This window comes from Pseudomonas sp. B21-059 (assembly GCF_026016285.1).
Lineage (GTDB): Bacteria > Pseudomonadota > Gammaproteobacteria > Pseudomonadales > Pseudomonadaceae > Aquipseudomonas > Aquipseudomonas danubii.
This window is the reverse complement of record NZ_CP087201.1, coordinates 4,843,176-4,869,486: the sequence shown is the minus strand read 5'-3', so window position 1 is coordinate 4,869,486 and position 26,311 is coordinate 4,843,176. Positions and strand designations below refer to the sequence as shown.

The following is a 26,311-nucleotide window of genomic DNA, read 5'->3' as shown; positions in this document are numbered from 1 at the left end:
TCCGGCGCTTAGCCGGGAATTGCTGCCGCTTAGCAGCTGCACAATGCGTTATCCAGAACCTGGCGCAGCTCCAGCGGATGGTTGACCACCACGTCGGCGCCCCAGTGCCGGGGATTATCGTCCGGATGGATGTAGCCATAGGTCACGGCGGCGGTCTTGGTGCCGGCGTCGCGGCCGGATTCGATATCCCGCAGATCGTCGCCGACGAACAGCACGGTGGACGGGTCCAGCTCGAGCATCTTGCATGCCAGAATCAGCGGCTCGGGGTCGGGCTTGCTGTTCTTCACATGGTCGGGACAGATCAGCAGTGCCGAGCGTTCGGCCAGCCCCAGTTGCTGCATGATCGGCTCGGCGAAGCGCAGTGGCTTGTTGGTTACCACCCCCCAGATCAGATTGGCTTTTTCGATATCGGCCAGTAGCTCCGCCATGCCGTCGAAGAGCTTGCTGTGCACGGCGCAATGCTTGAGGTAGCGCTCGAGGAATTCCAGGCGTAACGCCTCGAATCCCGGGGATTCCGGGTCCATGGAAAAGGTCACGGCTACCATGGCCTTGGCGCCGCCCGAAACTTCGTCGCGGATATGTTGGTCGGCAATCGGCGGCAGGCCGCGATCACGGCGCATGCCCTGGCAGACTGCGATGAAGTCGGGCGCGGTGTCGAGCAAGGTGCCATCCATATCGAATAGAACGGCTCTGATGGCCATGTCTCACTCCTCTCGCAGGGTCTGGATCATGTAGTTGACGTCAACGTCCGCTGCCAGTTTGTAGTGCTTGGTCAGGGGGTTGTAGGTCAGGCCAATGATGTCCTTGACGGTCAGGCCGGCAGAGCGGCTCCAGGCGCCGAGTTCCGAAGGACGGATGAACTTCTTGAAATCGTGGGTGCCGCGAGGCAGCAGTTTCATGATGTATTCCGCACCGATGATGGCGAACAGATAAGCCTTGGGGTTGCGGTTGATGGTGGAGAAGAACACTTGGCCGCCGGGCTTGACCATGCGGAAGCAGGCGCGAATCACCGATGAAGGGTCAGGGACGTGCTCAAGCATTTCCAGGCAGGTAACCACGTCGAACTGCTCAGGCATCTCCTCGGCCAGGGCTTCAGCGGTGATCTGCCGGTATTCGACATTTACGCCGGATTCCAGCTGGTGCAACTGGGCGACCGCCAGAGGTGCCTCACCCATGTCGATCCCGGTTACGGTGGCGCCGCGCTGAGCCATGGCCTCGCTGAGGATGCCGCCGCCACAGCCGACGTCGAGTACCTTCTTGCCGGCCAGTCCGACCCGTTCGTCGATCCAGTTGACCCGAAGCGGGTTGATGTCGTGCAGGGGCTTGAATTCGCTTTCGCGGTCCCACCAGCGATGGGCCAGGGCTTCGAATTTGGCGATTTCAGCGTGGTCGACGTTGCTCATGGGTGATACTCCAAAGCTAAGAAATTCTCTGTTGGGCCTCGAGCGTCCGCTCAAGGTCCGGGTTATTGGGCGTGGCCGCTGATGCGCTGGCCCCAACTGCGGGCGGTGGCGCTCAGCTGTTGTTCGTCCTGGCGAGTCAGGCGCCGGTCATCCAGCAGTTGCTTGCCGGCGACCCACAGGTGTTTCACGCAGTCCCGGCCAGTGGCGTAGATCAGTTGCGACACAGGGTCGTAAATCGGTTGCTGGGCCAGGCCGGACAGGTCGAAGGCCACCATGTCTGCGGCCTTGCCGATTTCCAGAGAGCCCACTTCGCTTTCCAGTCCCATGGCTCTGGCGCCATTAAGGGTGGCCATGCGCAGGGCGCGATGGGCATCCAGGGCGGTTGCCGAACCAGCCACGGCCTTGGCCAGTAGTGCGGCGGTACGAGTTTCCCCCAGCAGGTCCAGATCGTTGTTGCTGGCCGCACCGTCGGTGCCTACCGCGACGTTGACCCCGGCCTGCCACAGGCGCTCTACCGGGCAGAAGCCGCTGGCCAGTTTCAAGTTGGATTCCGGGCAATGAATGACACTGGTGTTGGTTTCTACCAGTAAAGCCAGGTCGTCATCGCTGATTTGGGTCATATGAACCGCCTGGAAGCGCGGCCCCAGGAGGCCCAGGCGAGCCAGGCGCGCCAGTGGGCGCTCGCCACGCTGCTCCAGGGACTGCTGCACTTCGAACGCGGTTTCATGCACATGCATGTGGATCGAGGCGTCGAGTTCTTCGGCGATCACCCGGATCTTTTCCAGATTCTCATCGCCTACGGTGTAGGGCGCATGGGGGCCGAAGGTGATCTTGATCCTTGGGTGGTGCTTGAGATCACCAAACAGTTCGACGCCCTGACGAATGGCTTCGTCGGCGTCGTGGGCTCCAGGAATGGGGAAGTCGAGGATCGGTATGGCGAGTTGGGCGCGTATGCCGCTGTTGTGAACGCGCTCGCTGGCAACCTTCGGAAAGAAGTACATGTCAGAGAAACAGGTGATACCGCCTTTGATCTGCTCGGCGATGGCCAGGTCGGTACCGTCACGGACGAAGGCTTCATCCACCCACTTGGCTTCGGCGGGCCAGATATGCTTTTCCAGCCAGGTCATCAGTGGCAAGTCGTCGGCCAGGCCGCGAAACAGCGTCATGGCTGCGTGCCCGTGGGCATTGACCAGTCCCGGGCTGAGCAGCATCCCGGGCAGTTCGCGAACTTCGGTGGCGCGAAACTTCAACGCCTCGGCTCGCGGGCCGATGAACAGAATGCGTCCGTCGCGGATGCCCAGGCCGTGTTCCTTGAGGACGACGCCGGCTGGCTCCACTGGCACCAACCAGGTCGGTAACAGCAGCAGGTCGAGCGCAGTCTCACGGTTCGGCATCGAATATCGGTCCAGGGCTTCATATAAAGGATGGCGAAGTATACCCGAGCGTCTTGGCGGGGGGATCGCTATAATCCGCGGCTTTTGTTCATGAGTACGGGGTGAGGGATGCGCGATCGTCTGTTGGCTGCGGAGAAGGTCAAGGCCATTGATTGGCGGGATAACACTCTGTACCTGCTCGATCAGCGGAACCTGCCCTTCGAGGAGACCTGGATTGCCTGCGACAGCGCGGCCAGGGTCGCCGAAGCGATTCGTTCAGTGGTGGTGCGCGGCGCTCCAGCCATTGGCATCAGCGCAGCTTATGGTCTGGTCCTGGCGGCTCGTGCGCGCTTTGCCGCAGGCGGCGATTGGTTGGCCGCTCTGGAGGCGGATTTTGCCCTGCTGGCGGAGTCCCGCCCGACCGGTGGCAATCTGTTCTGGGCCTTGAATCGCATGCGCGAGCGCCTGGATCGGGTCAAGGACCTGGCTGAGCCGTTGGCGGCACTGGAAGCCGAAGCCATGTCGATCCATGAGAGTGATCGTGAGGCCAACCTGACCATGGCTCAGTTGGGCGTGGATTTGATTCGTCGGCACCAAGGCAATCCCCAGGCCCTGTTGACTCATTGCAATACAGGCGCTCTTGCGACCGGCGGCTTCGGCACGGCTCTGGGGGTGATTCGTGCGGCTTGGCTGGAAGGCATGGTGGAGCGAGTTCATGTCGATGAAACCCGGCCCTGGCTCCAAGGGTCGCGCCTGACAGCCTGGGAGTTGGCCAGTGATGGCATTCCTGTGACCTTGAACGCCGACGCTGCCGCTGCCCACATCATGAAGACCAAAGGTGTGACCTGGGTCGTTGTCGGTGCTGACCGAATCGCCGCCAATGGCGATGTGGCGAACAAGATCGGCACCTATCAGCTGGCGGTCAATGCCATGCATCACGGAGTGCGCTTCATGGTGGTGGCCTCCAGTTCGACCATCGACATGAATCTGGCCAGTGGGGACGACATTCCCATCGAGGAGCGCGACGCCGCAGAGTTGCTGGAGCTCGCTGGCAAGCGTGTGGGGGCGGATGTGGAGGTCTTCAATCCGGTGTTCGATGTGACGCCCGCGGACCTGATCGATGCCATCGTCACCGAAAAGGGTGTCGTCGAACGTCCGGATGCAGCAAAGATGGCGCAATTGATGTGCCGTAAGCGCTTGCATTGATGTTCGGCCTCGAAGGCTGCTGTCTATGACTTCCGAGGTGGGCCGCCGAGTCGGAAAAAGCACATAAATGTGTGCGAATTTGGCCTCTGAGCCTCTCTCGTCTCTTATCAGGCTGTCACCGGTCAACTAACTATGCTCCATGCGCGTCAGGGGGATAGGTGCGTGGCGGCGATTGTGATAACATCCGGCGGTTTCCAAGGCGGTCCGATGCGACTGCCTTCACTGCGCAAATCCATGGCATAACTTGTTGATTTGTCGTAAGTCGGTGCATGGCACTAGGCCTGCAGCGGCGAGCTTCGTTCGTCCCATATGGATGTGACGAAGTTTCACCAGAAAAAGGAATCAGGCTTCTCATGGGCGAACTGGCCAAAGAAATCCTCCCGGTCAATATCGAAGACGAGCTGAAACAGTCCTACCTCGACTACGCGATGAGCGTAATCGTCGGGCGGGCACTGCCTGATGCGCGCGATGGCTTGAAGCCCGTGCACCGGCGTGTGCTGTACGCGATGAGCGAGCTCGGTAACGACTGGAACAAGCCGTACAAGAAATCTGCCCGTGTTGTCGGTGACGTGATCGGTAAGTATCACCCGCACGGTGATACCGCGGTGTACGACACCATCGTTCGTATGGCCCAGCCATTCTCCCTGCGCTACCTGCTGGTAGACGGCCAGGGTAACTTCGGTTCGGTCGACGGCGACAACGCGGCGGCCATGCGATACACCGAAGTGCGCATGACCAAGCTGGCGCACGAGCTGCTGGCCGACCTGCACAAGGAAACCGTGGACTGGGTGCCGAACTACGACGGCACCGAGATGATCCCGGCGGTCATGCCGACCAAGATCCCCAACCTGCTGGTCAACGGTTCCAGCGGTATTGCCGTGGGCATGGCGACCAACATTCCGCCGCACAACCTCGGTGAAGTCATCGACGGTTGCCTGGCGCTGATCGACAATCCCGAGCTGACTGTCGACGAGCTGATGCAGTACATCCCCGGCCCGGATTTTCCGACCGCAGCGATCATCAACGGTCGCGAAGGCATCATCGAGGCCTATCGCACCGGCCGTGGCCGCATCTACATGCGTGCCCGCTCGATCATCGAAGACATCGACAAGGTGGGTGGCCGCCAGCAGATCGTCATCACCGAGCTGCCTTACCAGCTGAACAAGGCCCGCCTGATCGAGAAGATCGCCGAGCTGGTGAAAGAGAAGAAACTCGAAGGCATCACCGAACTGCGCGATGAGTCCGACAAGGACGGTATGCGCGTGGTCATCGAGCTGCGTCGCGGCGAAGTGCCCGAGGTGATCCTCAACAACCTCTACGCCCAGACCCAGTTGCAAGCCGTGTTCGGCATCAACATCGTGGCGCTGATCGACGGCCGTCCGCGGATCCTCAACCTCAAGGATCTGCTGGAAGCCTTCGTTCGTCACCGTCGCGAAGTGGTGACCCGTCGTACGGTGTTCGAACTGCGCAAGGCGCGTGAGCGTGGCCACATCCTTGAGGGCCAGGCTGTTGCCCTGTCCAACATCGACCCGGTCATTGCCCTGATCAAGGCCTCGCCAACACCGTCGGAAGCCAAGGAAGCGCTGATCAGCACTCCATGGGAATCCAGCGCGGTGATGACCATGGTCGAGCGTGCCGGCGCGGACTCCTGCCGTCCGGAAAACCTCGATCCGCAATACGGTCTGCGCGATGGCAAGTACTTCCTGTCCCCGGAGCAGGCGCAAGCCATTCTGGAGCTGCGTCTGCACCGCCTGACCGGTCTTGAGCACGAAAAACTGCTGGCCGAGTACCAGGAGATCCTCAACCAGATCGGCGAGCTGATCCGCATCCTCAACAGCGCCACGCGCCTGATGGAAGTGATCCGCGAAGAGCTGGAAGTGATCCGTGCCGAATACGGCGATGTGCGTCGCACCGAGATCCTCGATGCACGTCTCGATCTGACCCTGGGCGACATGATTCCGGAAGAAGAGCGCGTGGTGACCATTTCCCACGGCGGCTATGCCAAGACCCAGCCACTGGCTGCGTACCAGGCTCAGCGTCGTGGCGGTAAAGGTAAATCCGCTACTGGCGTCAAGGATGAGGACTACATTGCTCACCTGCTGGTAGCCAACAGTCACACCACGCTGCTGCTGTTCTCCAGCAAGGGCAAGGTGTACTGGCTCAAGACTTACGAAATTCCTGAAGCATCCCGCGCTGCTCGTGGCCGTCCGCTGGTGAACCTGCTGCCGCTGGACGATGGCGAGTACATCACCACCATGCTGCCGGTAGAGGAATACACCGAAGGTCACTACATCTTCATGGCCACCGCCAACGGCACCGTGAAGAAGACCCCGCTGGAATCCTTCAGTCGTCAGCGTAGCGTCGGTTTGATCGCCCTGGAGCTGGACGAAGGCGATGTGCTGATCAGCGCTGCGATTACCGATGGCGAGCGTGAAGTCATGCTGTTCTCCGATGGTGGCAAAGTGACTCGCTTCAAGGAGTCCGACGTGCGTGCCATGGGCCGTACCGCCCGTGGTGTACGCGGTATGCGTCTGGCCGAAGGCCAGAAGCTGATCTCCATGCTGATTCCGGAAGAGGGCAGCCAGATTCTCACCGCCTCCGAGCGTGGTTTCGGCAAGCGCACGGCCATCAGCGAGTTCCCAGAGTACAAGCGTGGCGGTCAGGGCGTTATCGCCATGGTCAGCAACGAGCGTAACGGTCGCCTGGTAGGCGCGGTCCAGGTGCTGGACGGAGAGGAGATCATGCTGATTTCCGATCAGGGCACCCTGGTTCGTACCCGTGTCGACGAAGTGTCGAGCCTGGGCCGTAACACTCAGGGCGTGACCCTGATCAAGCTGGCCAGCGATGAAACCCTGGTAGGCCTGGAGCGGGTGCAGGAGCCATCGGAGATCGAAGGCGAAGAGTACGAAGGTGAAGAGGGCGCTGAATTCGAGGGTACCGTGCTGGATACGGTAGCCGAGCCGGATGATGCAACCGATGGCCAACAGGCAGACGCCGCAGGCGAAGAAGAGTCGAAAGACTAAATAAATCGTAGCAGGGCAGAGTGTTTGCTCTGTCCGCTACCGTGAATGCATAGCGAGAGTGGATGTGAGCAAACGAGCCTATAACTTCTGCGCAGGTCCCGCTGCGCTACCTGAAGCTGTCCTGTTGCGTGCCCAGGCCGAATTGTTGGATTGGCATGGCAAGGGCCTGTCGGTCATGGAGATGAGTCATCGCAGCGATGAGTTCGTCTCCATCGCCACCAAGGCCGAGCAGGATCTGCGTGATCTGCTGAATATCCCCTCGAACTATAAAGTGCTGTTCCTGCAAGGCGGCGCCAGCCAGCAATTTGCCCAGATTCCACTGAATCTGCTGCCTGAAGGCGGTAAGGCCGACTATATCGACACTGGTATCTGGTCGCAGAAAGCCATTGAAGAGGCCTCTCGTTATGGTCAGGTCAATGTCGCGGCCACTGCCAAGCCTTATGACTACTTTGCAATTCCCGGCCAGAACGAATGGCAGCTGTCGAAGGACGCGGCCTACGTACATTACGCGCCGAACGAAACCATTGGTGGCCTGGAGTTCAGCTGGATTCCAGAAACCGGCGACGTTCCCCTGGTGGCCGACATGTCTTCCGACATCCTCTCGCGCCCCGTGGATATTTCCCGTTTCGGCATGATCTACGCCGGTGCGCAGAAGAACATTGGCCCCAGCGGCATCCTGGTGAACATCATTCGCGAGGATCTGCTGGGTCGTGCCCGTTCCCTGTGCCCGACCATGCTCGACTACAAGGTCGCGGCGGATAACGGCTCGATGTACAACACCCCGCCGACCCTGGCCTGGTACCTGTCCGGCTTGGTGTTCGAATGGCTCAAGGAACAGGGCGGGGTGGAAGCCATCGCCAAGCTCAACGAAGTCAAGCAGCGCACCCTGTATGGCTTCATCGATGCCAGCGGCCTGTATAGCAACCCGATCAACAAGTCCGACCGCTCTTGGATGAACGTGCCGTTCCGTCTGGCCGACGATCGCCTGGACAAGCCGTTCCTGGCTGGCGCCGAGGCTCGTGGCCTGCTCAACCTCAAGGGACACCGCTCGGTGGGCGGCATGCGCGCCTCCATCTATAACGCCGTGGACATCAACGCCGTCAATGCGCTGGTGGCTTACATGGCAGAGTTCGAGAAGGAACACGGCTGATGTCTGAGCAAGAACTCAAGGCCCTGCGCCTGCGCATTGATGCTCTGGACGAGAAGGTCCTGGAGTTGATCAGTGAGCGTGCGCGCTGTGCTCAGGAAGTTGCCCGGGTCAAGATGGCTTCCCTGGCAGAAGGCGAAGTGCCGGTGTTCTATCGTCCCGAGCGCGAGGCTCAGGTGCTCAAGCGGGTGATGGAGCGCAATCAGGGGCCGCTGGGCAATGAAGAGATGGCGCGTTTGTTCCGCGAAATCATGTCTTCGTGCCTGGCGCTGGAGCAGCCGCTGAAGGTGGCTTATCTCGGTCCCGAAGGCACTTTCACCCAGGCTGCGGCCATGAAGCATTTCGGTCATGCGGTGATCAGCAAGCCGATGGCGGCGATCGACGAAGTGTTCCGCGAAGTAGCGGCCGGTGCGGTTAATTTCGGCGTGGTGCCGGTGGAAAACTCCACCGAGGGCGCGGTCAACCATACCCTCGACAGCTTCCTCGAACACGATATGGTTATCTGCGGCGAAGTCGAGCTGCGTATCCACCACCATCTGCTGGTGGGCGAGAACACCAAGACCGACAGCATCAGCCGTATCTATTCCCATGCCCAGTCCCTGGCCCAGTGCCGCAAGTGGCTGGACGCCCATTATCCGAATGTCGAGCGCGTGGCGGTGTCCAGCAACGCTGAGGCGGCCAAACGGGTCAAGGGTGAATGGAATTCGGCGGCCATCGCTGGGGATATGGCAGCGGGTCTGTATGGCCTGACGCGACTGGCAGAGAAAATCGAGGATCGTCCGGACAACTCCACGCGCTTCTTGATGATCGGTAATCAGGAAGTGCCGCCGACTGGCGACGACAAGACCTCGATCATTGTCTCCATGAGCAACAAGCCCGGTGCGTTGCACGAGCTGCTGGTGCCGTTCCACGACAACGGCATCGACCTGACGCGCATCGAGACCCGACCCTCGCGCAGCGGCAAATGGACCTATGTGTTCTTCATCGACTTCGTTGGCCACCACCGTGATCCGTTGATCAAGGATGTGCTGGAGAAGATCAGTCAGGAAGCAGTGGCACTCAAGGTGCTGGGTTCCTACCCGAAAGCGGTTCTCTGAGGCTTTAACAATGAGTGGCGACTTCCTCGCACTGGCACAACCAGGCGTGCAACAACTTTCGCCTTACGTTCCGGGCAAGCCCGTGGACGAATTGGCTCGTGAGCTGGACATCGATCCGGCCACTATCGTCAAGCTGGCAAGCAATGAAAATCCGTTGGGCGCCAGCCCCAAGGCGCTGGCAGCTATTCGCGACGAGCTGGCGGAGCTGACCCGTTACCCTGATGGCAACGGCTTTGCTCTCAAGTCCCTGTTGGCCGAGCGCTGTGGTGTGGAGATCCAGCAGGTAACCCTGGGTAACGGCTCCAACGACATTCTGGAGTTGGTGGCTCGCGCCTATCTGGCGCCAGGCCTGAATGCCGTGTTCAGTGAACACGCGTTTGCCGTCTACCCCATCGTGACCCAGGCGGTCGGTGCCCAGGCAAAAGTAATTCCCGCCAACAACTGGGGGCACGATTTGCCGGCCATGCTCCAGGCGATCGATGAGCAGACCCGTGTGGTGTTCATCGCTAATCCGAACAACCCGACAGGGACCTGGTTCAGTGCCGAGGCGCTGGATGAGTTTCTTCAGGACGTGCCTGCCCATGTGCTGGTAGTGCTGGATGAGGCCTATATCGAGTACGCCGAAGGCAGCGACCTGCCGGACGGTCTGGACTTTCTGGCGGCTTACCCGAACCTGCTGGTGTCACGGACCTTTTCCAAGGCCTATGGTCTGGCGGCCTTGCGGGTTGGTTATGGTCTCTCGACCCCGGTGGTGGCGGATGTGCTGAATCGGGTGCGTCAGCCATTCAATGTCAACAGCCTGGCTTTGGCGGCGTCCTGTGCCGCCTTGCAGGACGAGGATTACCTGGCTGAGAGCCGTCGATTGAATGAGTCGGGCATGCAGCAGCTGGAGGCGGGTTTCCGCGATCTGGGGTTGAGCTGGATCCCTTCCAAGGGCAATTTCATCGCCGTGGATCTGGGGCGTGAAGCTGCGCCAGTGTTCCAGGGGTTGTTGCGTGAAGGTGTGATTGTGCGTCCGGTGGCTAACTACGGCATGCCGAACCATTTGCGCGTCACCATTGGCTTGCCTGCGGAAAACACTCGCTTCCTTGAGGCTTTGGCCAAGGTTCTGGCCCGTGGTTGATGTCATTCCAATGCAATCTGCTGTGCCTATGATCGGTCGCCTGGTGGTGATCGGCCTGGGGTTGATTGGTGGCTCCTTTGCCAAGGGGTTGCGCGAAAGTGGTGTATGTCGCGAAGTGGTCGGTGTCGATCTGGACCCGCAGTCCCGTCAGTTGGCGGTTGAGCTGGGGGTGGTGGATCGCTGTGAGGAGGACTTGGCTCTGGCTTGCCAGGGGGCCGATGTGATTCAACTCGCGGTACCGATCCTGGCCATGGAAAAACTGCTCGCACTGTTGGCCCGCATGGATTTGGGGTCGGCGGTGCTGACCGATGTTGGCAGTGCCAAGGGTAATGTGGTGCGTGCGGCGCAGGCGGCCTTTGCGGGTATGCCAGCTCGGTTCGTCCCGGGGCATCCTATTGCTGGCTCCGAGCAGAGTGGCGTCGAAGCCTCCAATGCGCAGTTGTTTCGTCGTCACAAAGTGATCCTGACGCCTCTGGAGCAAACCGATCCTGCCGCGCTGGATCTGGTCGACAAGCTTTGGCGTGAGTTGGGGGCTGATGTCGAGCACATGCAGGTCGAGCGCCACGACGAAGTTCTGGCAGCGACCAGTCACCTGCCGCACTTACTGGCATTTGGTCTGGTCGACTCCCTGGCCAAGCGCAGTGAAAATCTCGACATCTTCCGTTACGCTGCGGGCGGGTTCCGCGATTTCACGAGAATCGCCGGCAGCGACCCGGTCATGTGGCACGACATCTTCCTCGCCAACCGCGAAGCAGTTCTGCGCACACTCGATACATTTCGCAACGATCTCGACGCCTTGCGCGACGCGGTCAATGCAGGGGACGGGCATCAGTTGTTGGGCGTATTCACTCGCGCCCGGGTTGCCCGCGAGCATTTCGGTAAAATCCTGGCCCGCCGGGCCTATGTGGACGCTATGAACTCCAACGATCTGATTTTCCTGGCAAATCCTGGTGGCCGCCTGTCTGGGCGGATTCGTGTACCGGGCGACAAATCGATTTCCCACCGTTCGATCATGCTTGGCTCCCTGGCTGAGGGCACCACCGAAGTCGAGGGGTTTCTCGAGGGTGAGGATGCTCTGGCGACGCTGCAGGCCTTCCGCGATATGGGGGTGGTCATCGAAGGTCCGCACCATGGGCGTGTGACTATTCATGGTGTTGGTCTGCATGGCTTGAAGCCAGCGCCGGGCCCGATCTATCTGGGTAACTCCGGCACTTCGATGCGCCTGCTCTCCGGTCTGCTGGCTGCGCAGAGCTTCGACAGCACCCTCACGGGGGACCCCTCGCTGTCCAAGCGTCCGATGAATCGCGTGGCCAACCCGCTGCGGGAAATGGGTGCGGTGATCGAGACAGCGGCCGAAGGTCGCCCGCCAATGGTGATTCGTGGTGGTCACAAGCTCAAAGGGCTGACCTACACCTTGCCAATGGCCAGTGCCCAGGTTAAGTCCTGTCTGCTGTTGGCTGGCTTGTATGCTGAGGGGAAGACCACAGTCACAGAGCCAGCACCGACCCGCGACCATACTGAACGTATGCTGCGTGGTTTTGGCTACCCGGTGAGTGTTGACGGTGCAACTGCATCGGTTGAGTCGGGCGGTAAGCTCAAGGCAACTCATATCGAAGTCCCTGCAGACATTTCTTCTGCGGCGTTCTTTCTGGTAGCTGCTTCCATCGCCGAAGGCTCTGAGTTGGTGCTGGAGCATGTGGGAATCAACCCGACCCGTACTGGCGTGATAGATATCCTGCGCCTCATGGGCGCTGATATTCGTCTGGAAAACCAGCGCGAAGTCGGCGGTGAGCCGGTTGCCGATTTGCATGTGCGTGCTGCCAAGCTCAAGGGGATCGAGATTCCTGAAGAGTTGGTGCCATTGGCGATCGACGAATTCCCTGTGCTATTCGTGGCTGCCGCCTGCGCCGAAGGGCGTACTGTGCTGCGTGGCGCGGAAGAGCTGCGGGTCAAGGAGTCCGATCGTATCCAGGTAATGGCTGATGGCTTGCTGACCTTGGGAGTCAAGTGTGAGCCGACTCCTGACGGCATCATTATTGAGGGTGGCCAGATTGGGGGCGGTGAAGTGCATGGTCATGGTGATCACCGTATCGCCATGGCATTCAGCGTTGCTTCGTTGCGTGCCAATGCGCCGATTCGTATCCACGACTGTGCGAACGTTGCTACCTCGTTCCCGAACTTTCTTGCGTTGTGCGCGCAGGTGGGGATTCGTGTCGCGCAAGAGGCTCAGTCGTGAATATCAAGGCGCCCGTGATCACCATTGATGGGCCAAGTGGTTCAGGTAAAGGCACCATTGCTGGCAAGCTGGCCAAGCATCTGGGTTGGTGCCTGCTGGACTCCGGGGCTCTTTACCGGCTGCTGGCTTTCGCCGCACGCAATCATGGCGTTGACCTGACTAACGAAGAGTCGCTGAAGTTGTTGGCGGCTCATCTGGATGTGCAGTTTCTCGGTGCCACTGAAAATCATCCACAGCGGATCATCCTCGAGGGCGATGATGTGACCGACGACCTGCGCAATGAGCAGGTTGGAGCCTGGGCGTCTCAAGTGGCAGCGCTGCCGGCTGTGCGTGATGCCTTGTTACAGCGTCAGCGTGCATTCCAAGAGCCGCCGGGCCTGGTTGCGGATGGTCGCGACATGGGCACTGTGGTGTTTCCTGATGCGCCATTGAAGATTTTCCTGACTGCCAGTGCCGAGGAGCGTGCCCGTCGGCGCTACTTGCAGTTGAAGGGAAAAGTCGATGGTGTTAGTCTGTCGAGTCTGCTAGATGAGATACGTGCGCGCGACGAGCGCGACACCCAGCGAGCGGTAGCCCCGCTCAAGCCGGCGGCCGACGCCATACAGCTGGATTCCACGGAGTTGTCCATCGATCAGGTGTTGCAACGCATCTTGAGTGAGATCGCCATCCGCGATATCGCCGGGTGAACAAGGAGGGTCGCGGGGGACCAGTCATAGTCCTGCGATCTTTCTTTTATATGAACGTAACCCACATTGTCTGGGATGTGGCAGATGGGCGTATTCTTCGCCCTTATCAACAGGAATTAAAATGAGCGAAAGCTTTGCGGAACTCTTTGAAGAAAGCCTAAAAACCCTGAACCTTCAGGCAGGCTCCATCATCACCGGTGTTATCGTCGACATCGACTACCAAGCGCGTTGGGTAACCGTTCACGCTGGTCTGAAGTCTGAGGCACTGATCCCGCTTGAGCAGTTCTACAACGATGCTGGCGAACTGTCCATCAATGTTGGTGATGAAGTTCACGTTGCTCTGGATTCGGTTGAAGACGGTTTCGGTGAAACCAAGCTCTCCCGTGAAAAAGCCAAGCGCGCTGAATGCTGGATCGTTCTGGAAGCAGCCTTCGCAGCCGAAGAAGTGGTCAAGGGCGTTATCAACGGTAAGGTTAAAGGCGGCTTCACAGTCGACGTTAACGGCATCCGTGCGTTCCTGCCAGGTTCTCTGGTTGACGTCCGTCCAGTGCGCGACACCACGCACCTGGAAGGCAAAGAGCTCGAGTTTAAAGTCATCAAACTCGACCAGAAACGCAACAACGTTGTCGTTTCCCGTCGTAGCGTCCTCGAAGCCGAGAACTCCGCTGAGCGTGAAGCTCTGTTGGAATCCCTGCAGGAAGGTCAGCAAGTCAAAGGTATCGTCAAGAACCTCACTGACTACGGCGCATTCGTTGATCTGGGCGGCGTCGATGGCCTGCTGCACATCACTGACATGGCTTGGAAGCGTATCAAGCATCCTTCCGAAATCGTCAACGTTGGCGACGAGATCGATGTCAAGGTTCTGAAGTACGATCGCGAACGCAATCGTGTTTCCCTGGGCCTGAAGCAACTGGGCGAAGATCCATGGGTTGCTATCAAGGCTCGTTACCCAGAAAGCACCCGCGTTACCGCTCGTGTAACCAACCTGACCGACTACGGCTGCTTCGCTGAGCTGGAAGAAGGCGTGGAAGGCCTGGTGCACGTTTCGGAAATGGACTGGACCAACAAGAACATCCATCCTTCGAAAGTCGTACAAGTCGGCGACGAAGTGGAAGTTATGGTTCTGGACATCGACGAAGAGCGTCGTCGTATCTCCCTCGGCATCAAGCAGTGCAAGTCCAACCCATGGGAAGACTTCTCTGGCCAGTTCAACAAGGGCGATAAGATCTCCGGCACCATCAAGTCGATCACCGATTTCGGTATCTTCATTGGTCTGGACGGCGGCATCGACGGTCTGGTTCACCTGTCCGACATCTCCTGGAACGAAGTGGGCGAAGAAGCCGTACGTCGCTTCAAGAAGGGCGACGAGCTGGACACCGTTATCCTGTCGGTTGACCCAGAGCGCGAGCGTATCTCCCTGGGTATTAAGCAACTGGAAAGCGATCCGTTCTCCGAGTACGTTCAAGAGAACGACAAAGGCGCAATCGTTAAGGGTGTTGTAAAAGAAGTTGACGCCAAAGGCGCCATCATCACCCTGGCTAATGATATCGAAGCTACTCTGAAAGCCTCCGAAATCAGCCGCGACCGCATCGAAGATGCGCGTAACGTTCTGAAAGAAGGCGAAGAAGTTGAAGCCAAGATCATCAGTGTTGACCGTAAGAGCCGTGTAATCCAGCTCTCGATCAAGTCGAAAGACGTTGAAGACGAGAAAGAAGCTATCCAGAGCCTGCGCGACAAGCCAGCTGCTTCGGATATCGCTGCTGGTCCTACCACTCTGGGTGACTTGCTGCGTGCACAGATGGAAAAGCAGAACTAAGTTCTGTCAGACCATAAAAAGGGCGACTTCGGTCGCTCTTTTTTTTGCTCCAAAATCGTTAGTTTGAGAGTTCTCCGCAAGGGAAACCAACACGTACCGTGAGCTGTCTCTTTCTTAGGTGGTCGGCTGCATATTCGGAGCTAGGCTTTGCCTTGGATGCGCATCATTCGAGCAGCAGGGGCTGCTATAAGGAAGAGCATGAGCAGGCTGGTTATGATTGTTTTGGTTCTTTTGTTGGTTGGTTGTACGACCAATGTAAAGACTCATGCTGTTCGTGGGGTCAGTGGTATTGAGATCGATTGTTCAGGTTTGGGAGCGGATTGGGGGCAGTGCTACAGGCGTGCTGCGAGCGAATGTAAGGCTGGTGGTTACAAAATCATCACTAAGTCGAGCGACGCCAAGGACGAGGAGGGGGATTATCCCTTCGGCTGGAACCCGGCGGGGTACCTCACGCGTACGATGCTCGTGATGTGTCGATAGAAAGGCCTGAGTTTACATCTCTGCGTCTCTATCGCTGGCAAAAGGAGTTTGTGTTATCTACGCAGTTCTTGGGCTGTTCAAAACCTTCAGAGCATGCTAAAACCTTTTGAGCACTGACCTAGCTGCTTGAAAAAGAAGGGAAAAATATGACGAAGTCGGAGTTGATCGAACGAATTGTCACCCATCAAGGGCTGCTGTCATCCAAGGATGTCGAGTTGGCTATCAAGACTATGCTTGAGCAAATGTCTCAGTGTCTGGCTACTGGGGATCGAATAGAGATTCGAGGGTTTGGTAGTTTTTCCCTTCATTACCGTGCTCCGCGTGTTGGGCGTAATCCTAAAACAGGTCAATCTGTTAGTTTGGATGGGAAGTTTGTGCCTCACTTTAAGCCGGGTAAGGAATTAAGGGATAGAGTCAATGAGGATGATATTATCTAATGGTCTTCATTTTTTATTCGGGTGCCGTAAATGCATGATGGTGCTGATTTGAAATTGGAGTAGATAAGTATGCCAGAGTGAATTTCTTCTTCGTGAGAAATTTTATTTTTTTTGGGGGGGGGGGGGTAATTTTTTTGCCGAAGTATTCAGTGGTTTTTGCTAGATTGCCCACCCACATGCTTTATATTTTGAGTTTTCAGATCATCGCTAGTTGATTTGGTCAGCAGTAGCCTCTAATAGCATCCTTGTATGAAGGTTGCCTATCCTAGGTGCAAAATAACGCTGGAATTGTACGGCTCCTATTGCTAGGGTTCTGCTTGTTTTTTAGATGAGTATGCGCTCTTAGACGTTTCGATATTGCAAGAGTGTAAAACTGGCATCAAAATACAATGATGTTACATGGTATATACCCAAGCATTGTTAGTCGAAGAGATTCTGTTGGTGATGAAAATGTGCAGGCTCATCTTCGTATCTGTCAAGGGCTTTCAGTTGCGCCATTATGCCTTTCTTTGTTTTTTCGGATAATTATCTTCTGTTGACATTTTTTTTTGTTTGTGATTTTTTTTGCAATATCAGAACTATAGATTTAGGAAGTGGAAATGACAGCTAAAAAAGCATTGATTACTGGTATTACGGGGCAGGACGGATCATACCTGGCAGAGTTTCTGCTGGAAAAGGGTTATGAGGTCCACGGTATCAAGCGTCGTGCTTCTTCCTTTAATACCCAAAGAGTAGATCATATTTATCAAGATCCACATGTTGATGATCAGCGTTTTATTTTGCATTATGGTGATTTAACTGATTCTTCAAATCTGACCCGGATCATTCAAGAAGTTAAACCTGATGAGGTCTACAACTTAGGGGCTCAGTCCCATGTTGCTGTAAGTTTTGAGTCTCCTGAATATACTGCGGATGTTGATGCAATGGGGACGCTGCGTATCTTAGAGGCAATCCGTTTATTGGGGCTGGAGAAAAAAACCCGTTTTTATCAAGCTTCAACCTCGGAGCTTTATGGGCTAGTTCAGGAGGTTCCGCAGCGTGAAACAACTCCATTTTATCCACGGTCCCCATATGCTGTTGCAAAACTATATGCTTACTGGATTGTTGTAAACTACAGAGAGGCATATGGAATGTATGCCTGTAACGGAATTCTTTTTAATCATGAATCGCCACGTCGCGGTGAAACCTTTGTTACTCGAAAAATTACTCGGGGATTAGCCAATATTGCTCAAGGTCTCGAGCAGTGTTTGTATATGGGGAATATGGATGCACTTCGTGACTGGGGGCATGCCAAAGATTACGTACGCATGCAATGGATGATGCTTCAGCAAGATAAGCCTGAAGATTTTGTAATAGCTACTGGTGTGCAATATTCTGTTCGTGATTTTATTTTATGGTCTGCCGCCGAGCTAGGAATAAAAATTCGTTTTGAGGGAAGTGGCCTAGAAGAAAAAGGCTTCATTGAGTCTATCGTGGGGGATAGCGCTCCGTCGTTGAAGCCGGGCGACGTGATTGTGCGTATCGATCCGCGCTACTTCCGTCCTGCCGAAGTGGAAACATTGTTAGGTGATCCTACTAAAGCTAAAGTGAAGTTAGGCTGGACTCCAGAAATTACAGCTCAAGAAATGTGTGCTGAGATGATCTGTGAAGATCTTAAGGTAGCCAAACGACATGCGCTGCTGAAGAAACATGGTTACGATCTGCCTGTTTCTTTGGAGAACTGATATGACTAATTATCAGGAAGACGGCATATTTATTGCTGGTCATAATGGGATGGTTGGCTCCGCCATAATGCGCCGGTTGCAAAGTCTGGGTTATAAAAATCTAATCACTCGAGATAGAAACGAATTAAATCTTCTTGATCAGCGGGCTGTTGAAGCTTTTTTTTCTAAAAATAAAATTAAACAAGTTTACATGGCTGCGGCGAAAGTAGGGGGTATTCATGCGAATAATACCTATCCCGCAGAATTCATTTATGAAAACTTGGTAATGCAGACTAATGTGATTAACTCTGCGCATATGAATGGTGTGCAGAAATTGCTCTTTTTGGGGTCCTCTTGCATTTATCCTGTAGCAGCTCCTCAGCCAATGGCTGAAAGTGATTTGTTGCAGGGGAAGTTGGAGCCAACAAATGAGCCCTATGCGATTGCGAAGATTGCTGGAATCAAGTTGTGTGAAAGTTATAACCGTCAATATGGTCGAGACTATAGAAGTGTAATGCCGACTAATTTGTATGGTCCTAATGATAATTATCATCCAGATAATTCTCATGTGATACCTGCGTTACTTCGTCGCTTTCACGAGGCTGTTTTGTATAATAAGGATGAAGTGGTTATTTGGGGGAGTGGCTCGCCGAAGCGTGAATTTCTACATGTCGACGATATGGCCAGCGCGTCAGTCTATGTTATGGAGCTGTCGCGAGATGTTTATGAGCGGCACACTCAGCCCATGCTCTCACACATTAATGTTGGAACTGGCGAAGACTGTACTATTCGAGAGTTGGCAGAGACAATTTCTCAGGTTACTGGATTTAAAGGTAGGGTGATATTTGATGCCACTAAACCTGATGGGGCTCCTCGAAAGCTAATGGATGTTTCACGTATTGAACTTTTAGGCTGGAAGTCAAGTATCAACTTGAGATCAGGGTTGCGTGAAGCGTATGAATGGTTTTCAGAAAATGGGCTTAAAGCTCGCTCAAGCTGATTAACAATCAGTCTGTTAGTTATGTGTAATTCGACCACCGCATATTCTTGCAGAGCGAGAGTAGGGGTGGTCAGTTTTTTGTTTCTTTGTATTATTATCCAAGGTGCTCATTTTAGATGAGTTGAGTATTATGCTGAGGCATTTAATAAATTTAGTTCTTTCTATATTACCTCCTTCTCGTTTTTTTGGCCTACGATACTTACTGTGGCGTATTGCCGGTGTGAATCTTGCGAGAGGAGTGAAATTTTGTGGCCGCGGCTGGATATATGGTCGAGGTTCTTTAAGTATTGCAGAGAGAACCTGGTTGAGTCCAGGTGTTGTTTTTCATACTAACATAGAAGCTGAAATAAGATTAGGTTCTGATTGTGATATTGGGCCAGGCGTAGAGTTTGTTTTAGGAAGCCATTCCATTGGTGGTGAAGCTCGACGAGCTGGTCAGGGTGTTGCTCGTCCAATATTAGTAGGCAATGGTTGTTGGATTGGGGCAAAAAGTTTGATTCTTGGTGGTGTGACAATTGGCGATGGGGCCATTATCGCTGCTGGTTCAGTTGTGGTTCGCGATGTTCCTAAAAATACATTAGTTGCGGGTGTCCCCTCCATTGTAAAGAGGCAATTGCAGTGAAAAAACCAGTTGTGCTCATAGTTTGTAATGCATTGGATGATGCAACTCGTACCGAAAGGGGCATTGGTAGCGACAGTCCTGCAGCATCTCGTAAAGTATTTATGCTGTGTCAGGCACTGCGTACCGCCGGAGCGAGGCCCTATGTTTTGAGCTTGGGTCGAGGTAGTACTAATGGGACACTTAAATATTACGGCCGTAAGGCTAAGAGAGTTAATGGTATATCCGTTATTTATTCTTCTTTCTCTCATGTCCGTTTTTTTTCTCAAGTGCTTTCTCTATTCTCATTGATTGGAATGTTGTTTCGTCTTTCAAAAAGCCCCTCAAGGTCAATTGTTTTTTATAATAGGATGAGTGCCTATCTGCCTCTTCTTTTTACTTCTGTTTTTACGGGTTATAGACGTTTCTTGGACTTAGAAGATGGTGAAAATTTCAATGCAAAGCAAGCTGTAATAAAAGTTCGATGGAATCGCTTCTTGGTGTGGGTTTATGATCGGTACTGTTCGAATGGGGCTCTTCTTGCTTGTAGCGCTTTGGCCAGTAGAACGGCTATTCGACCTATTCATTGCTACTATGGTTCTGTCTCAACTCCTAAAGTTAAGTATTATAATTCATGGTTGGAGCCTGAACGTCATATTTTGATGGGGGGAACTCTTAGCGCGGATACGGGCGTAAATTTACTAATTGATACTGTTCGTATGCTTCGTAGAAGTGAGGAGCTCTGGGTTAAAAAGCTGTCCTTTCAAGTTACCGGTAAAGGTGAAGGGTTAGATGCTCTTAAGCAGCTAGCGTTAGAAGACGGTTTTCCTAAAGTTACGGTTCATGGCCGTACAACTAATCTTGAATATATAGAAATCCTTGAGCGATGCTGTGCTGGTCTGGCATTGAAACCTATCGGCGGCGAGATGGCCGACACAACTTTTCCATCAAAGGTCATTGAGTTTGCGGAAGCTGGGCTATTGGTGATTAGTACGGATATCAGTGATGTCCGTAAAGTTTTGGGGGAGGGTGCCTTATACTTAGGATCAAATGATCCGAAAGAGCTAGCAGATATATTGAAGCTGGTTGTCGATGACACGGATTTAGGCCGAAGTTGTGCTGAGAAAGGTAGCTTGATTGTCCTTGAGCGTTGTTCACCTTTGTCGGCTGGTCAGGCGGTCCTTGATTTCATTACTGGGGAGATATCATGACTCAACCCCGTTCTTTCATCACTTGGCAACCAGTTTTGACTGATCATCAGGCTTATACTTATGAGGAGCTTTCCCAACAAGCAAAGTCTCCTTTGTTAGCTTATGTCTTGACACTTGAGGATAGTACTCGTCGTTCTCAAGGTTGGCTTGATACTCAAGTCGGGTCTATAGATAGAAGATTAATCCCACAAAAAAAATGGATGCAATATTGTTACAGGCATATGCGTGAGCATCAAAGGGATGTTCATATATTTGGAAGTGCCTTCCAAAGTATTAAGATGATTTACTGTTTGTTACTGGCAATTTGGTTCAAGGTCGAATTTTATCTCGTGTCCGAACCATACTCACCTATTTCTCTTGGCTATTTTTCTGAAGATAAGTTTGCTATTGCAAATATTAAAGCTAGAGCACGACCTTATATCTACAGGCTTTATGCTTTAGTGCTTAATCGTTGGGTTTCAGGGGTGTTTGCAATATCAAAAAAAGCAATTATTCAATACACTAAAGCCGGTATCTCTAGTGATAAAGTATTTCCATTTGGCTATTTTATACCTTCATTGAAGTCTGATTCTCCAGGGCCGTCAGGGGTATATTCAAAGAATGAAAAACTTCGAATTGTTTTTGTGGGAGCCTTGATTGCAAGGAAAGGGTTGGACTTGCTAATAGATGCTGTTAGCAGCTTAGGTGATCGTGTTGTGCTTGATGTCTATGGTTCAGGGGAGCCACGACTTTACAATATTGATGGTGTGACGGTTAGGTACTGTGGAGTAATTCCTTTTGGCTCCGCTCAAGAAGTGATTGCACGATATGATGTTTTGGTACTGCCGAGTAGGCACGATGGCTGGGGAGTTGTCGTGAATGAGGCTATATGCGCTGGCGTTCCTGTAATTTGTAGTGATCAGGTTGGAGCAAGTGTTATTTTAGAGCGTTTTACTGCTGGTATGATTTTTAATATTCAAGAACCTCATTCATTAAAAAAAACGCTTGAGGTTTTTTTACAGGACTCACAGCTCTCTCAAGAGCTAACCTCTGCTACAAATGTCGCGGCTATCGCAATTCAACCTGATGTTGCTGCAGGTTACATGCTGTCTATAATGCAGGTAAAGGGTTTAAAGCGAAAAGAAGTTTCTTCGCCCTGGTATTTGGAGTAGTTTTTTATGAGCGTAAAGAGCGTTCGTTTACATCTAACAAATATTGCGGGATTGGGGGCAGTGCAATTGCTCAAGTCGTTGCTACCAGCACTTGAGCAATGTGAGAGTATCAGACTTAAGGAACTCTATCTTCCAAGTGTTGGAGAGCTTTCTGAGTATGTGGTCGATGATAACTCAATAAATAAATTCTACTATAGAAGGTATCTCCCGAATTCGATTTCTCGTTTTTTGGAATGTGTATTCTTCGGTAGACGCTTTGGTGGAGACACTCCTCTTTTGGTTATGGGGGATCTGCCTATTCGTTGTAGTGCAAAACAAACAGTTTTTGTGCAAAATTCGCACTTGTTAGTTCCTGATAAGATTAGTTGGAATAAATCAAGTCTAAAGTTTTTGGTTTTTCGGTGGATATTTTCTCTTAACACAAGATATGCACAAGCATTTATAGTCCAGACAGCGCAAATGCGTGATGCTCTTATTAAATCTTATCCTTCGTTACGAGCACGAGTACATGTTGTATCTCAACCTGTACCTAACTGGCTTCTTAACGCAGGAATAGTGCGTGGGGGACGAGTCGTGGCAACTGATGCTCCGTTACGTTTGTTTTATCCAGCTGCCGACTATCCACATAAAAATCATAAACTACTGGATAGTATACAAGCTAATAGTGCATCACAGTGGCCAGTCGAGAGCCTTGAGTTAACCATTGAGCAAGAGGCTCACCCTGCTAAGGATATTTCCTGGATTCATTGCTGTGGGCGGCTATCGTCGCAGAGAATGTTAGACTCTTATAATCTTGCTGATGCTCTTTTGTTTTTGTCTAAAGATGAAAGCTATGGTTTTCCGCTTGTTGAAGCGATGTTTATTGGCATTCCTATAGTTTGTCCCGATCTTGAATACGCCAGAGCCCTGTGTGGAGATCAGGCTATATATTTTGTGGTTGATGATGTCGAGTCTTTGAGATGTGCAGTTGATGAGTTACATAGAAAGCTATCTACTGGGTATTGGCCCGATTGGAGCGAGCAATTGAAGATGATTCCAAAAGATTGGGAGTCTGTTGGGCGAAGAATTCTAGAAATTGCTGTTGAAAAATAAATCACTGCTATGATTTTAATTTAGTTGAAGAGAAAATCTATGTTAGTTCCGATAATTATGGCAGGTGGTTCGGGCTCTCGTCTATGGCCGCTCTCCCGCCAGCTAAATCCTAAGCAGTTCCTGTGTTTGGCAGATGCTGAAATGTCCATGTTGCAAGCGACTATCGCTCGCTTGAGCGGTTTGGAAACGGCTTCGCCACGCGTGATTTGTAATGAAGATCACCGTTTTCTAGCAGCCGAACAGTTAAGGCAACAAGGTCTAGAAAAGTTTAATATTCTATTGGAACCCGCTGGTCGAAATACCGCACCTGCAGTTGCGTTAGTTGCAATTCAAGAATGTTTGAATGGTCAAGATCCTATATTGCTTGTTTTGGCGGCTGATCATTTAATTAATGATGTTGTAGCCTTTCAATCCTGTATTCATAAAGCACTGCCATTAGCTATTGATGGAAAGTTGGTTACCTTTGGCATTAACCCTACTCATCCTGAAACAGGCTATGGTTACATCCAGAAGGGTGCAGGCTTAGAAAGTGGTGGTTTTGAAGTGGCCCGATTTGTCGAGAAACCACCTCAGGAATTGGCTAACTCGTATTTGGAGAGTGGCTGTTATCTCTGGAATAGCGGCATGTTCATGTTTCGTGCCAGCCGTTATTTGTGTGAGCTAGAGCATTTCCGCCCTGACATCCTGAGCGCTTGTCGTGAAGCTTTGTGCAAGGGGGAGCAGGACATGAATTTCACTCGGGTGGGACGTGAGGAGTTTGAAAAATGTCCAGATGAGTCGATTGACTATGCGGTGATGGAAAAAACGAAAGATGCAGTCGTTGTGCCAATGGATGCTGGCTGGAGTGATATTGGTTCTTGGGCCGCATTATGGGATGTAGGAGATAAGGATTCTCAGGGAAATATTTGCCGTGGTGATGTAATAGTAGAAGGCTCTACTAATAACTATATCTATTCTGGAAGTCGTTTGGTTAGTACTGTTGGAGTCGATAATCTAATCGTTGTAGAGACCAAGGACGCGGTTCTGATTGCTCATAAAGAGCATGTTCAAGAAGTAAAGAAAATTGTTGAAAAACTAAAGTCCTCTGGTCGTTCCGAATATAAGAATCATCGGGAAGTATATCGACCTTGGGGTGTCTATGATTCTATAGACAATGGTGCTCGCTATCAGGTCAAGCGTATTACGGTTAATCCCGGTGCTAAATTGTCATTGCAAATGCATCATCATCGAGCGGAGCATTGGGTTGTTGTTAGTGGTACAGCAAAAGTTACTAATGGTGATAAAGTTTATCTAGTTGCAGAAAATCAATCTACTTATATCCCTATAGGGCAAATGCATACTCTTGAAAATCCAGGTGTAATTCCATTAGAGCTGATTGAGGTACAGTCTGGTTCCTATCTTGGGGAGGATGATATTGTAAGGTTTGAAGATTTGTATGGCCGTGTCTAAGAGGTGTGCTTGAAAGTCTCTATTGTTACCGTTTGTTATAATAGTTCTTCTACTATTAAGGATACTATTGAGTCGGTTTTGTCTCAAGATTATGTCGATGTTGAATATATAGTTGTGGATGGTGGTTCTAATGATGGAACTATCGATATAGTCAAATCTTACGGAGATAAAATAAGTACTTTTGTAACAGAAAAAGATAACGGGATCTACGATGCGATGAACAAAGGTGTTGCTTTAGCTACTGGCGATATCGTAGGGATATTGAATTCAGACGATTTTTACGAAAGTGAAAGCATATTGTCTTATGTGGTTGGTGCATTTGATAAAAAACCAGAAGTTGATATTGTTTTTGGCGATGTTGTTTTTGTTGAACCGTCCGATCTAAAGAAAGTTACGCGGTTTTATCGTGCTAATAGATTTTCTGTATGGCGACTGCGTTTTGGCTGGATGCCTCCTCATCCTGCTACTTTTATTCGTAAGTCTGCATATGAAAAGGTTGGTGCTTATTCGCTTAAATACAAAATTGCTGCTGACTACGAAATGTTCGTTCGTCAGCTTTATGTACATGGGTTGAAGTATTTATATATTAATAAAGTCCTTGTGCGTATGCGCTCGGGCGGTGTTAGTACTTCTGGGTTTAAGAGTAGTTTGAGGCTTAATTTAGAGATAGTGACTGCTTGTAGGAATAATGGTTTGTATACGAATATATTTATGGTGCTTTTAAAGCTCCCCTTCAAACTTTATGAGTTGTTCCGTAAGCCTAGGAGTATGAAGTAATGATGCATGTGTTTCTAACTGGGGCAAGTGGTTTTGTCGGAGGGGCAGTTTTACAGCGCTTAGTTTCACTTAATGATATTAAAGTTACCGCCGCTGTTCGTAAATCTAGTTCTCCTTTGCAATGTGCTGTACATGATGTCGTTAATTTAGAAACTGAAAACGTCTCGCTGCTTGGTGTTGACGTTGTCATCCATGCTGCTGCAAGGGTTCATGTAATTGATGAGTATTCGCCCAATGCTTTGTCCGAATACCGTAAGGTGAATACCGAGTGGACATTAAATTTGGCGCGGGAGGCATTGGCGAGTGGAGTTAAAAGATTTATTTTTTTAAGTTCAATCAAGGTCAATGGTGAAGTTACAAGCTCCGATCGACCATTTCGTGCCGATGACGAGCCTGCGCCTTCTGATTATTATGGAATCTCGAAGCTTGAGGCGGAACAGGGTTTACTGGAGATAGCCGCTGATTCAGAAATGGATGTTGTGATTATCAGGCCTGTTTTAGTTTATGGTGATGGAGTAAAAGCTAACTTTTATAATATGATCTCCTGGTTAGATCGCGGAGTTCCATTACCTTTTGGCAGGCTGGTGAATAAACGTAGTTTTGTTGCATTGGATAATTTGGTTGATTTGATTTTTACTTGTATGAATCACCCTGATGCATCTAATCAAGTATTTCTTGTCAGTGATGATGAAGATTTAACTGCGACTCAGCTTTTTCAACGTGTTGGAAGGGCTTTGGGGCGTAATACTTGGTTGCTGCCAGTTCCTACGTTTTTACTACGTGCGATTTTTCAGGTTCTTGGTAAAAAGTCTCAGGCTCAGCGTCTTCTTGGTTCTTTGCAAGTTGATGTCGAAAAAACTAGGAAGGTTCTTGGATGGCAACCGGTGATTGGGGTTGACGAGGCATTGAGAAAAACGGTTGATGGGTTCAAGCGTAGAAAATAATTAAATCAGTCGTAGAACTTGAATTAAGTGCTTTTACGTGGAGTTGCTTCTATCGCTACTAATGGATTTATGAGTTTTAATGGTGGGGTTTGTTTTTTTATTTTTTAGTCATATTTTTGTTTTTTTTTGAGGATGGTTGAAGATAGTCAATATCTGCTTTTTTTGGTTTTATGCGAGTAAGATAACGCGTTACAGACGGTTTACTTGATCTTGAAGTTGGCTGTCTTAGGAGTATTAGTCGCTGAATATCGATTTTTTGTGAGTTGTTTTTTGAGGCTATAGTGCTCAAAACGTTTTTTAGCTCATTGGTCGCTGGTATAGGTTTCGCCATTTTTGTCTAGTCGTGTAAAATCAAAGAC

General features: G+C 52.0%; 22 protein-coding genes. 19 read left to right on the top strand and 3 right to left on the bottom strand.

Annotated elements, in window-relative coordinates:
* Positions 1–29 precede the first annotated feature (29 nt).
* The 3 genes from mupP to LOY69_RS21315 all read right to left on the bottom strand — a co-directional run bounded on the left by mupP (position 30) and on the right by LOY69_RS21315 (position 2,797).
* Positions 30–701, bottom strand: a complete 672-nt coding sequence (gene mupP / locus LOY69_RS21325) for an N-acetylmuramic acid 6-phosphate phosphatase MupP (RefSeq protein ID WP_102880479.1) — start codon at positions 699–701, stop codon at positions 30–32.
* A 3-nt stretch (positions 702–704) separates the two neighbouring features.
* Positions 705–1,403 carry a bifunctional 2-polyprenyl-6-hydroxyphenol methylase/3-demethylubiquinol 3-O-methyltransferase UbiG gene (gene ubiG / locus LOY69_RS21320; RefSeq protein WP_016964097.1) on the bottom strand — a complete coding sequence of 233 codons (699 nt, stop codon included), beginning with the start codon at positions 1,401–1,403 and terminating at the stop codon, positions 705–707.
* A 62-nt stretch (positions 1,404–1,465) separates the two neighbouring features.
* Positions 1,466–2,797 carry a TRZ/ATZ family hydrolase gene (locus tag LOY69_RS21315; protein ID WP_110594609.1) on the bottom strand — a complete coding sequence of 444 codons (1,332 nt, stop codon included), beginning with the start codon at positions 2,795–2,797 and terminating at the stop codon, positions 1,466–1,468.
* A gap of 108 nt (positions 2,798–2,905) precedes the next feature.
* On the opposite strand from LOY69_RS21315, the gene mtnA reads away from it, so the two are divergent.
* The 19 genes from mtnA (at position 2,906) to LOY69_RS21220 (ending at position 25,952) form a co-directional block, all read left to right on the top strand.
* The gene (mtnA, locus tag LOY69_RS21310) at positions 2,906–3,982 is read left to right on the top strand and encodes an S-methyl-5-thioribose-1-phosphate isomerase (protein ID WP_265073565.1); all 1,077 of its coding nucleotides are present in this window, start codon (positions 2,906–2,908) and stop codon (positions 3,980–3,982) included.
* A 353-nt stretch (positions 3,983–4,335) separates the two neighbouring features.
* Positions 4,336–7,005 (top strand): DNA gyrase subunit A, encoded by a 2,670-nt coding sequence (gyrA, locus tag LOY69_RS21305; RefSeq protein WP_102860848.1) that lies wholly within the window; start codon positions 4,336–4,338, stop codon positions 7,003–7,005.
* Between the two features lie 64 nt (positions 7,006–7,069).
* Positions 7,070–8,155 (top strand): 3-phosphoserine/phosphohydroxythreonine transaminase, encoded by a 1,086-nt coding sequence (serC, locus tag LOY69_RS21300; RefSeq protein WP_102880987.1) that lies wholly within the window; start codon positions 7,070–7,072, stop codon positions 8,153–8,155.
* On the top strand, positions 8,155–9,249 hold the full coding sequence (gene pheA, locus LOY69_RS21295; RefSeq protein WP_016964092.1) for a prephenate dehydratase: 1,095 nt from the start codon (positions 8,155–8,157) through the stop codon (positions 9,247–9,249). The genes serC and pheA overlap by 1 nt, the downstream gene beginning before the upstream one ends.
* Before the next feature lie 10 nt (positions 9,250–9,259).
* Positions 9,260–10,372: a histidinol-phosphate transaminase gene (hisC, locus tag LOY69_RS21290; protein ID WP_110653110.1), complete on the top strand. Its 1,113-nt coding sequence runs from the start codon at positions 9,260–9,262 to the stop codon at positions 10,370–10,372.
* Positions 10,373–10,400: 28 nt separating this feature from the next.
* The gene (locus LOY69_RS21285; protein WP_110594606.1) at positions 10,401–12,608 is read left to right on the top strand and encodes a bifunctional prephenate dehydrogenase/3-phosphoshikimate 1-carboxyvinyltransferase; all 2,208 of its coding nucleotides are present in this window, start codon (positions 10,401–10,403) and stop codon (positions 12,606–12,608) included.
* Complete coding sequence (cmk, locus tag LOY69_RS21280; RefSeq protein WP_011062580.1) at positions 12,605–13,294, top strand: (d)CMP kinase; 690 nt, start codon at positions 12,605–12,607, stop codon at positions 13,292–13,294. The genes LOY69_RS21285 and cmk overlap by 4 nt, the downstream gene beginning before the upstream one ends.
* A 121-nt stretch (positions 13,295–13,415) precedes the next feature.
* The gene (rpsA, locus tag LOY69_RS21275) at positions 13,416–15,110 is read left to right on the top strand and encodes a 30S ribosomal protein S1 (RefSeq protein ID WP_007931318.1); all 1,695 of its coding nucleotides are present in this window, start codon (positions 13,416–13,418) and stop codon (positions 15,108–15,110) included.
* Between the two features lie 198 nt (positions 15,111–15,308).
* Positions 15,309–15,590, top strand: a complete 282-nt coding sequence (locus tag LOY69_RS21270) for a hypothetical protein (protein WP_102880474.1) — start codon at positions 15,309–15,311, stop codon at positions 15,588–15,590.
* Positions 15,591–15,736: 146 nt separating this feature from the next.
* Positions 15,737–16,027, top strand: a complete 291-nt coding sequence (ihfB, locus tag LOY69_RS21265) for an integration host factor subunit beta (RefSeq protein WP_102860853.1) — start codon at positions 15,737–15,739, stop codon at positions 16,025–16,027.
* Between the two features lie 599 nt (positions 16,028–16,626).
* A complete protein-coding gene (gene gmd, locus LOY69_RS21260) occupies positions 16,627–17,751 on the top strand; it encodes a GDP-mannose 4,6-dehydratase (protein ID WP_102860854.1) in 1,125 nt (374 codons plus the stop codon).
* A gap of 1 nt (position 17,752) precedes the next feature.
* Positions 17,753–18,730: a GDP-L-fucose synthase gene (fcl, locus tag LOY69_RS21255; RefSeq protein ID WP_102880473.1), complete on the top strand. Its 978-nt coding sequence runs from the start codon at positions 17,753–17,755 to the stop codon at positions 18,728–18,730.
* Positions 18,731–18,860: 130 nt separating this feature from the next.
* Positions 18,861–19,352: a DapH/DapD/GlmU-related protein gene (locus LOY69_RS21250; protein WP_265073564.1), complete on the top strand. Its 492-nt coding sequence runs from the start codon at positions 18,861–18,863 to the stop codon at positions 19,350–19,352.
* Complete coding sequence (locus tag LOY69_RS21245; RefSeq protein ID WP_265073563.1) at positions 19,349–20,539, top strand: glycosyltransferase; 1,191 nt, start codon at positions 19,349–19,351, stop codon at positions 20,537–20,539. Before LOY69_RS21250 ends, LOY69_RS21245 begins: the two co-directional genes overlap by 4 nt.
* Positions 20,536–21,690: a glycosyltransferase family 4 protein gene (locus LOY69_RS21240; RefSeq protein WP_102880470.1), complete on the top strand. Its 1,155-nt coding sequence runs from the start codon at positions 20,536–20,538 to the stop codon at positions 21,688–21,690. The genes LOY69_RS21245 and LOY69_RS21240 overlap by 4 nt, the downstream gene beginning before the upstream one ends.
* A gap of 6 nt (positions 21,691–21,696) precedes the next feature.
* Positions 21,697–22,782 (top strand): glycosyltransferase, encoded by a 1,086-nt coding sequence (locus LOY69_RS21235; RefSeq protein WP_265073562.1) that lies wholly within the window; start codon positions 21,697–21,699, stop codon positions 22,780–22,782.
* 39 nt (positions 22,783–22,821) lie between these two features.
* Complete coding sequence (locus LOY69_RS21230; protein WP_102880468.1) at positions 22,822–24,231, top strand: mannose-1-phosphate guanylyltransferase/mannose-6-phosphate isomerase; 1,410 nt, start codon at positions 22,822–22,824, stop codon at positions 24,229–24,231.
* Positions 24,232–24,240: 9 nt separating this feature from the next.
* The gene (locus LOY69_RS21225) at positions 24,241–25,008 is read left to right on the top strand and encodes a glycosyltransferase family 2 protein (RefSeq protein ID WP_102880467.1); all 768 of its coding nucleotides are present in this window, start codon (positions 24,241–24,243) and stop codon (positions 25,006–25,008) included.
* A complete protein-coding gene (locus LOY69_RS21220) occupies positions 25,008–25,952 on the top strand; it encodes a UDP-glucose 4-epimerase family protein (protein WP_102880466.1) in 945 nt (314 codons plus the stop codon). Before LOY69_RS21225 ends, LOY69_RS21220 begins: the two co-directional genes overlap by 1 nt.
* Positions 25,953–26,311: the final 359 nt, after the last annotated feature.

Excerpts from the sequence above, each read along its gene's own strand:
- mupP (WP_102880479.1), bottom strand. The coding sequence starts at position 701 with ATGGCCATCAGAGCCGTTCTATTCGATATGGATGGCACCTTGCTCGAC.
- ubiG (WP_016964097.1), bottom strand. The coding sequence starts at position 1,403 with ATGAGCAACGTCGACCACGCTGAAATCGCCAAATTCGAAGCCCTGGCC.
- LOY69_RS21315 (WP_110594609.1), bottom strand. The coding sequence starts at position 2,797 with ATGCCGAACCGTGAGACTGCGCTCGACCTGCTGCTGTTACCGACCTGG.
- mtnA (WP_265073565.1), top strand. The coding sequence starts at position 2,906 with ATGCGCGATCGTCTGTTGGCTGCGGAGAAGGTCAAGGCCATTGATTGG.
- gyrA (WP_102860848.1), top strand. The coding sequence starts at position 4,336 with ATGGGCGAACTGGCCAAAGAAATCCTCCCGGTCAATATCGAAGACGAG.
- pheA (WP_016964092.1), top strand. The coding sequence starts at position 8,155 with ATGTCTGAGCAAGAACTCAAGGCCCTGCGCCTGCGCATTGATGCTCTG.
- hisC (WP_110653110.1), top strand. The coding sequence starts at position 9,260 with ATGAGTGGCGACTTCCTCGCACTGGCACAACCAGGCGTGCAACAACTT.
- LOY69_RS21285 (WP_110594606.1), top strand. The coding sequence starts at position 10,401 with ATGATCGGTCGCCTGGTGGTGATCGGCCTGGGGTTGATTGGTGGCTCC.
- rpsA (WP_007931318.1), top strand. The coding sequence starts at position 13,416 with ATGAGCGAAAGCTTTGCGGAACTCTTTGAAGAAAGCCTAAAAACCCTG.
- LOY69_RS21270 (WP_102880474.1), top strand. The coding sequence starts at position 15,309 with ATGAGCAGGCTGGTTATGATTGTTTTGGTTCTTTTGTTGGTTGGTTGT.
- ihfB (WP_102860853.1), top strand. The coding sequence starts at position 15,737 with ATGACGAAGTCGGAGTTGATCGAACGAATTGTCACCCATCAAGGGCTG.
- gmd (WP_102860854.1), top strand. The coding sequence starts at position 16,627 with ATGACAGCTAAAAAAGCATTGATTACTGGTATTACGGGGCAGGACGGA.
- fcl (WP_102880473.1), top strand. The coding sequence starts at position 17,753 with ATGACTAATTATCAGGAAGACGGCATATTTATTGCTGGTCATAATGGG.
- LOY69_RS21250 (WP_265073564.1), top strand. The coding sequence starts at position 18,861 with ATGCTGAGGCATTTAATAAATTTAGTTCTTTCTATATTACCTCCTTCT.
- LOY69_RS21240 (WP_102880470.1), top strand. The coding sequence starts at position 20,536 with ATGACTCAACCCCGTTCTTTCATCACTTGGCAACCAGTTTTGACTGAT.
- LOY69_RS21235 (WP_265073562.1), top strand. The coding sequence starts at position 21,697 with ATGAGCGTAAAGAGCGTTCGTTTACATCTAACAAATATTGCGGGATTG.
- LOY69_RS21230 (WP_102880468.1), top strand. The coding sequence starts at position 22,822 with ATGTTAGTTCCGATAATTATGGCAGGTGGTTCGGGCTCTCGTCTATGG.
- LOY69_RS21220 (WP_102880466.1), top strand. The coding sequence starts at position 25,008 with ATGATGCATGTGTTTCTAACTGGGGCAAGTGGTTTTGTCGGAGGGGCA.